We start from the raw sequence: 1,128 nt of genomic DNA, 5'->3' as shown, positions 1-1,128 counted from the left end.
GCCCGTGGCGGTGAATCCGGTGTCGTCGACGTAGTCCAGATGACCGCCGGTCACCGTGTACCGGCAGGAGCACCTGGCCCTCGCCGCCGCCGAGCGGCGAGGAGGCGATGACGGTCAGCGAGCGCACCCGCTCCGGCCGTTCCACCGCGACGAACTGGCCGAGCAGCCCGCCCGCCGAGTGGCCGACCAGGTGCGCGCTGTCCAATCCGTGGGCGTCCATCACACGGTAGACGTCGTTCTTGATGTCGTCCCACGTGTACGGCTCGGTCGCGAAGTCGACGGTGCCCGACATGCCGGTGTCACGGTGGTCGTACCGGATCACCCGGCGGCCTCCGGCGGTCAGGCGGCCGACGAACTCGTCCGGCCACAGGATGCCCTGCGACATCGAACCCATGATCAACAGGATCGGCGCGTCCGTCTCGGCGCCGAACTCCTCACTCCAGATGGTCACGTTTTGCATGCCTCAGAGCATGTCGTCTCCGGCTACCGGCGCCTTCTGTAGAACTACTAGCCGCGCCAGATCCGTACGGGAGCCGATGCCCAGCTTCGGATAGATCTTGTACAGGTGGTACTCGACCGTGCGCGGGCTCAGGAAGAGCCGGGCGGCGATCTGCCTGCTCGACAACCCGTCGGCGACCAGGCCCGCGATGCGCAGTTCCTGCGGGGTCAGCGCGTCGAGCACGGCCGCGGGCGGGGCCTGCCCGCTCTCTCCCGCCGCCCGCAACTCCTCCAGCGCGCGCCGCGCCCACGGCCGGGCACCCGCCTGCTCGAACGTCTCCCACGCCGTCCGCAGATGCGCCCGCGCCTCGCCCGGCCGCTGCGCGCGGCGCAGACGTTCACCCAGCAGCAGGGCCGTCCTGGCCGCCTCGAACGGGTTGGTGTGCAGCCGCAGCGCCTCGCCGAAGGCGTCCTCGGCGGAGTCGGCCAGGCCCCGGCAGCGAGCCAGCAGCGCGCGTGATTCGGGCGTCGCGGCGTGCGCCGACCACTGCTTGTACGCCTCCAGCGCCGCCCGCGCGCCCGCCTCGTCGCCCGCGCGCACCCAAGCGCATGAGCCTGCTGACCGGCAAGATCGTGGTGTTCGCCGCGATCTCACTGGTCGTCTGCGCGGTCGCGGCGGCCGGTGCGATC

Annotated in this window: 1 protein-coding gene and 2 pseudogenes; all 3 read right to left on the bottom strand. The window is 71.5% G+C overall.

The genetic code is table 11. The features are described 5' to 3' along the window. Window positions 1-54, bottom strand: a pseudogene (locus ABZ260_RS51420) (hypothetical protein); the annotation flags it as partial. 34 nt (window positions 55-88) lie between these two features. Next, a pseudogene (locus ABZ260_RS51415) lies at window positions 89-385 on the bottom strand (alpha/beta fold hydrolase); the annotation flags it as partial. A 78-nt stretch (window positions 386-463) separates the two neighbouring features. Next, entirely contained in the window at window positions 464-1,039 is a 576-nt protein-coding gene (locus ABZ260_RS51410) for a LuxR C-terminal-related transcriptional regulator (RefSeq protein WP_355633342.1), read from the bottom strand. Window positions 1,040-1,128 lie beyond the last annotated feature (89 nt).

Source organism: Streptosporangium sp. NPDC006013, assembly GCF_040614275.1.
Taxonomy (GTDB): Bacteria; Actinomycetota; Actinomycetes; order Streptosporangiales; family Streptosporangiaceae; genus Streptosporangium.
This window is presented reverse-complemented; position numbering and strand designations above follow the sequence as displayed.